This window comes from Mycobacterium sp. (genome assembly GCF_052145595.1).
Lineage (GTDB): Bacteria > Actinomycetota > Actinomycetes > Mycobacteriales > Mycobacteriaceae > Mycobacterium.
In genome coordinates, this window is record NZ_JBKQOI010000306.1 from 1 (window position 1) to 5,938 (window position 5,938).

Below are 5,938 nucleotides of genomic sequence, written 5' to 3' on the forward strand. Positions count from 1 at the left end.
GCTGAAAAGGGCGGATCGTCTCGATGACTTTGCCGGCGCTCATCGCCTGCGACGTCGACGGCACGTTGTTCGACGACGACGAAACCATCACCCCGCGCACCCGTGACGCGATACGTGCCGCCGTCGCCGCCGGTGCGTATTTCCTGGTGGCGACCGGCCGCCCGCCGCGCTGGATACGTCCGGTGGTCGACGCACTCGGGTTCGCGCCGATGGCGGTGTGCGCCAACGGCGCCGTCATCTACGACCCCGCGAACGATCGGGTGGTATCGACGCGCACCCTGGCCGTGGACGCCCTGGCCGAATTGGCCGAGCTCGCCACGCGCGTCATCCCGGGTGCGGGGCTGGCCGTCGAGCGGATCGGCGAACGCGCTCATGACACGGCGACTCCCCAGTTCATCAGCTCGCCGGGGTACGAGCACGCGTGGCTGAACCCGGACAACACCGAGGTGTCGATCGACGACCTGCTCAGCGCGCCGGCGATCAAGCTGCTGATCCGCAAGACCGGTGCCCGGAGCGCGGACATGGCCGCCGAACTGGCCAAGCATGTCGGCATCGAGGGCGATATCACCTACTCCACCAACAACGGGCTGGTGGAGATCGTGCCCCTGGGAATCAGCAAGGCCACCGGCGTGGAAGCGGTCGCCAAGCCGTTGGAGATCGCCAGCGACGAGGTGGTGGCATTCGGCGACATGCCCAACGACCTCCCGATGCTGCGCTGGGCCGGTCATGGCGTGGCGATGGCTAATGCACATCCCGATGTGCTGGCCGCCGCCGATGAGATCACCGCGCCCAACAGCGACGATGGCGTTGGTCGGGTGTTGGAACGGTGGTGGCTTTAACCGTTGGCCGCGGCTAGGTTGCGGCCGGGTGAGTCGGTAGCGAGAAGTGTTCGGGCGGCACCGTCGGGCCGCTGGGGGATTGCGTCGAGAGCGGCGTCGCGATCCCGTCGACGACCTCGGTGACGTTTCCGGTGAGCCGCTCGTAGTTCAGTGTCCCATGCTGGAAGTTCTGCGTAATCTGTAGTGGCTCTTGAATTTCGGCGCTGGTCGGCAAACCGAGCGGACCACGCTCGTAGCTCTGCGAGGCCCAGGCGTCGTAGATCGCGCCGGTGACGGGTTGCGCGCCGGTATCGGGCGACCAGTACATCGCGCCCTTGGCGAAGGTGGCATAGCGGGCATCGCCTTCCCCGCCGTCTTCCGGCGACGTTGGCGCTCCCAGAACGCTGTTCATGCCGCCGATCGCCTGCCAGTGCTCGTAGATGGCGCCGCCCTGCAATGCCTTGATCAATTCCTCGGGTGGATCGTTGAAATGCGACGCGATGTCCCGGATTTCGTCCATCAGCGCGTAGGCGGCGTTGCCCGGGCAGTCGGTGTTTCCGACGTCGCGGTGGGTGAAGATCGTGGGCAGATTCGCTATGGCGCCGGCCGGAAAGGTGGTGTAGTGGCTACCGGCCGACTCCAGCGCCACCGTGCCTTTGGGATCAACCCCGTCCATGCTCAACCGCCAGCCGAGCAGCCGGCCCACGGTCCTCAGCTGGATCGGCGTCGGCGGTACGTCGTCGAAGTTGCCGATCATCGCCACACCCCAGGTGTTGCGGTTGAATCCGCCGGTATGGAAACCCTCGACGGCTTTGGTGAGCCCCCCGGCGCTGCCCTCGAACACCTGGCCGTATTTGTCGACCAGTGCGTTGTAGGCGATGTCGCACCAGCCCAGGGTCTTGCTGTGGTAGGTGTAGATGGCCTTGACGATCCCGGCCGATTCAAGCGGAGAGTAGTCATTGCTGCCGGCGGTGTGGTGCAAGACGGCGGCGCGAATCCCGTTGTCGTACTGCGGACTACCGCATCGCAGAGACTCGTCGGCGCCCCATTCCGCTCGGCTGATGATGCTGGGTGGTTGGCCGGGCATCATGACCCCCGATGGCGGCGTCCACTGCTTGTTGGCGGGCGCTTGCGGTGGCGAGATGAGAATCGCGGAAATGTTCTGCGCGAAGGGCTGTTCCTTGGACACCGGCCGATATCCCAAACCGTCCTTCCCTGTCGGGGCGCTCTGTGGCGCTGGGGGCGGCTGGGTCAGCGGCGCATCGATGGGGCGGGTGACCGCGACCTGCACGGTCGTGGTGGTGCCGACGAACACCGGATCTGTGCTGCGGGGACCCTCGGCTGGTCCGGTGTTCCGCGCCGACGCTTCGCCAGCGGTCGGGTTGGTGTTGGGTGCGGCAGTTTCGTACTCGGTCTGATACCAGGGCCCCCACGAACCGTCTGGGTGTTTTGCGCGCACTCGTGTCGACGTGCCGGCGAGGTCGCCGGTGAGCGCGACCAACGAAAACGGCTCATCCTGGGTGATTTCGCGGACCGTGATGCCGCCTCCGAGCCCGATCAGCGGCTGTTTGGTGAGCTGGGTGTCGCGCGCCTCCGGCGGGTCGTGTGCGCGGCTGTCCCGTGTCGCGTGACCCACCCACGAGACGATGACGACGGTCGCCGCGATGGCGGTGAGCAACATCGTTGGCGCGCGACTGCGGGACGACACCAGATGATGTTACTGGTGTGTCTATTGTTATTTGTGAGGCGACACGGTATATGCGCGTAGATGTCGGTAGACGTCCATGAAAGCCTGTTCGACGGCACCGCAGAGATTTGGTTGCTGGTCGGGTGGCTATGTCCCGATCCATGCGCGACTCTGCGGTGCCGTCAGGTGACAGGTTCCCCGAGGTTTTAGTGAGGCAACGGCACGGCAGCACCCGTGAGGGCACTGGTGGCGGCCGGCGCGGCAGCACCGGCGGCGCCCGGCACCGCAGCGGCGGCACCCGGCAGGGCACCCGCGGTGGCACCCGGCATTGCAGCGGCCGCACCCGGCAGGGCTTTAGCGGCACCGGCGGCAGCCGGCAAGCCACCCGCGGCACCCGGCAGGGCACCCGCGGCACCCGGCGCGGCCGCTCCGCCTTGCTGGACACCCTGCATGATCGCTGGCATCAGCACGCCTTTGAGCAGGTCGATGGCCTGGCTGGCACCCAACTGGTTGGCGGCCTGCATCAAGTCGTTGACGAGCCCGCCGCCTGAGCCGCCCCCACTGCCGGCGCCGCTGCCTAACGGCGAGCCGCCGCCCAGTGTCGACGGGTCACCCAGGATCGGGTAGGTGCCGCCGGCACCCGGATCCAAACCGGTTGAGTCGATCGGCACTTCGCTGGGCGACAGTGCAGGACTGCCCACACCGGGGGTGAGTCCGGCCGGACTGGTCAGCGCCGGGTTGGAAAGTGCTGGGTTGGTCAGTCCCGCACCGGGCGTCGTCGTCAGCGCACCGGGCGTGGTGACCCCGGGCGTCGTGGGCGACAGACCTGGGTTGGCCAGCCCCGGGCTGGTGAGACCCGGGCTGGTCAGGCCGGGGCTGGTGAGGCCCGGGCTGGTCAGACCCGAAGTCCCCAGCCCTGGACTGGTCAGACCCGAAGTCCCCAAACCTGGACTGGTCAGACCCGAAGTCCCCAAACCTGGACTGGTCAGACCGGGAGTACTGGTCCCGGTCCCGCCCAAAGCCGGCACCGGCGGCAAGTTGATCCCGAACTGCGATAGTCCCTGCGACAGTGCGGACATCAGTTCGTTGGGCAGGTCGGTCATTACCGCCGCCCGCTTGAATTCGTGGTGCTCGGCCGGCTTGCTGCCGGCGGTGGATTCGTAAACAAGGAAGTACGCGCAAGGACTCGCCACTGCCAGGGCGGCTACCGCGCTCATGGCTGTCGAAAGCTTGCGTCGGCGTCGGTTCGGCACGGAAGTCTCCTCAATCTGGACAACTCATTCGGAACTGCGGTTGTGTCGGCGTGTCATGCCCGTCCGATCCGGCATGAAACACACAGAGTCGATGTTACGAGTGAGATTGATGTGACTGGAGTGCTGATATTGAATCGTGAGGTAATTGCGACTCCGACTGTGACCGCGGATCCGGTTCGGCCCAGGCCGTTGTTCCCCAGCCGAACCCCGATCCCCTGGCCTTGTCAAATGGGTTAGCCCCGCGCGGTCAGATACCCTAAGCAACCGATGACCGCTCGTTTCGACCTCCTCGTCGTCGGCTCCGGATTCTTCGGCCTGACCATTGCCGAGCGCGCGGCTACCCAACTTGGGAAGCGCGTGCTCGTGGTGGAACGCCGCCCGCATATCGGTGGCAATGCCTACTCCGAGCCCGAGCCGAAGACTGGCATCGAGGTCCACAAATACGGCGCCCACCTGTTCCACACCTCTAATAAGAGGGTCTGGGATTACGTGCGGCAGTTCACCGATTTCACCAACTACCAGCATCGCGTGTTCGCGATGCACAATGGGCAGGCCTACCAGTTCCCGATGGGACTGGGCCTGGTGTCGCAGTTCTTCGGCAAGTACTTCACCCCCGACGAAGCGCGGAAGCTGATCGCGGAACAAGCCGCCGAGATCAACACCGCAGACGCGCAAAACCTGGAGGAGAAGGCGATCTCACTGATCGGCCGGCCTCTCTACGAGGCGTTCGTCAAGGGTTACACCGCCAAGCAGTGGCAGACCGACCCCGTTGAGCTTCCGGCTGCCGTCATCAACAGGCTGCCGGTGCGCTACACCTTCGACAACCGGTACTTCAGCGACACCTACGAGGGCCTGCCGGTCGACGGTTACACGGCGTGGCTGAAGAACATGGCCGCCGACGACCGCATCGAGGTCAGGCTGAACACCGACTGGTTCGACGTCCGCGACCAACTCCGCGCCGACAGTCCGGAAGCCCCCGTCGTATACACCGGCCCGCTGGACCGCTACTTCGACTACTCCGAGGGCCGGCTCGGCTGGCGCACCCTGGACTTCGAGGTAGAAGTGTTGCCCATCGGGGATTTTCAGGGCACGCCGGTGATGAACTACAACGATCTCGACGTGCCCTACACCCGCATCCACGAGTTCCGGCACTTTCACCAAGAGCGCGACTATCCGACCGACAAGACGGTGATCATGCGCGAGTACTCGCGGTTCGCCGAGGACGACGACGAGCCCTACTATCCGATCAACACCGAGGCCGACCGCGCCCTGTTGGCCGTCTATCGAGCGAGGGCGAAGTCCGAGACCGCGTCATCGAAAGTCCTTTTCGGCGGCCGGCTGGGTACCTACCAATATCTGGATATGCATATGGCGATTGCCAGTGCGCTGAACACGTACGACAACACCCTCGCGCCGCATTTGCGTGACGGCGCCTCACTAATCGAAGAGGAGGGCGTGCGCACATGACCCGCGCCGGCGACGATGCAGAGCGAAGCGATGAGGAGGAGCGGCGCACATGACGGCCGTCAGCCTGCTGGCCCGAATAATCCTGCCGCGCCCGGGCGAGCCCCTCGACGTGCGCAAGCTGTACCTGGAGGAGTCGACCACCAACGCCCGCCGCGCGCATGCGACGTCCCGCACCTCGGTGCAGATCGGCGCGGAGTCCGAGGTGTCGTTCTCCTGCTACTTCAACGCATTCCCGGCCAGCTACTGGCGCCGCTGGACGATATGTAAGTCGGTGGTCTTGCGGGTCGAGTTGACGGGCGCCGGGCGCGTGGACGTTTACCGCACCAAGGCCACCGGTGCGCGCATCTTCGTCGAGGGCCGCCAGTTCGCCGGCACCGAGGACAAGCCCGCGGTAGTGGAGGTCGAGGTGGAGCTGCGGCCGTTCGAGGACGGCGGTTGGGTCTGGTTCGACATCACCACCGACACCGCGGTCAAACTGCTTAGCGGTGGCTGGTACGCGACCGAACCCGCCCCGGGCAAAGCCAACATCGCTGTCGGCATCCCGACGTTCAACCGCCCCGCGGACTGCGCCAACGCGCTGGCAACCCTCACCGCGGATCCGTTGGTCGACGAGGTGATCGGGGCGGTGATCGTGCCCGACCAGGGCGTCCGCAAGGTGCGCGACCATCCCGACTTCCCGGCCGCGGCCGCCCGGCTGGGCAACCGGCTCTCGC

4 protein-coding genes and 1 pseudogene are annotated in these 5,938 nt (G+C 65.9%); 3 read left to right on the forward strand and 2 right to left on the reverse strand.

All coding sequences use genetic code 11. The features are described from left to right. Positions 1-23 precede the first annotated feature (23 nt). Positions 24-839: an HAD family hydrolase gene (locus ACLP4W_RS25880; RefSeq protein ID WP_442390243.1), complete on the forward strand. Its 816-nt coding sequence runs from the start codon at positions 24-26 to the stop codon at positions 837-839. 13 nt (positions 840-852) lie between these two features. Here ACLP4W_RS25880 and ACLP4W_RS25885 read toward each other — a convergent pair whose 3' ends face one another. Together ACLP4W_RS25885 and ACLP4W_RS25890 are read right to left on the reverse strand one after the other, a co-directional pair. Beyond that, positions 853-2,526 carry an N-acetylmuramoyl-L-alanine amidase gene (locus ACLP4W_RS25885; RefSeq protein ID WP_442390244.1) on the reverse strand — a complete coding sequence of 558 codons (1,674 nt, stop codon included), beginning with the start codon at positions 2,524-2,526 and terminating at the stop codon, positions 853-855. 185 nt (positions 2,527-2,711) lie between these two features. After that, positions 2,712-3,758, reverse strand: coding sequence for a PirG (locus ACLP4W_RS25890; protein ID WP_442390245.1), 1,047 nt, complete (start codon positions 3,756-3,758; stop codon positions 2,712-2,714). Between the two features lie 267 nt (positions 3,759-4,025). Here ACLP4W_RS25890 and glf point away from each other — a divergent pair, with 267 nt between their 5' ends. Then, positions 4,026-5,225: a UDP-galactopyranose mutase gene (gene glf, locus ACLP4W_RS25895; protein WP_442390246.1), complete on the forward strand. Its 1,200-nt coding sequence runs from the start codon at positions 4,026-4,028 to the stop codon at positions 5,223-5,225. A 49-nt stretch (positions 5,226-5,274) separates the two neighbouring features. Further along, positions 5,275-5,938: pseudogene (locus ACLP4W_RS25900) on the forward strand (glycosyltransferase family 2 protein); the annotation flags it as partial.

What these genes read in the sequence shown, in the direction of transcription:
- ACLP4W_RS25880 (WP_442390243.1), top strand. Translation starts at nt 24, where the DNA reads ATGACTTTGCCGGCGCTCATCGCCTGCGACGTCGACGGCACGTTGTTC.
- glf (WP_442390246.1), top strand. Translation starts at nt 4,026, where the DNA reads ATGACCGCTCGTTTCGACCTCCTCGTCGTCGGCTCCGGATTCTTCGGC.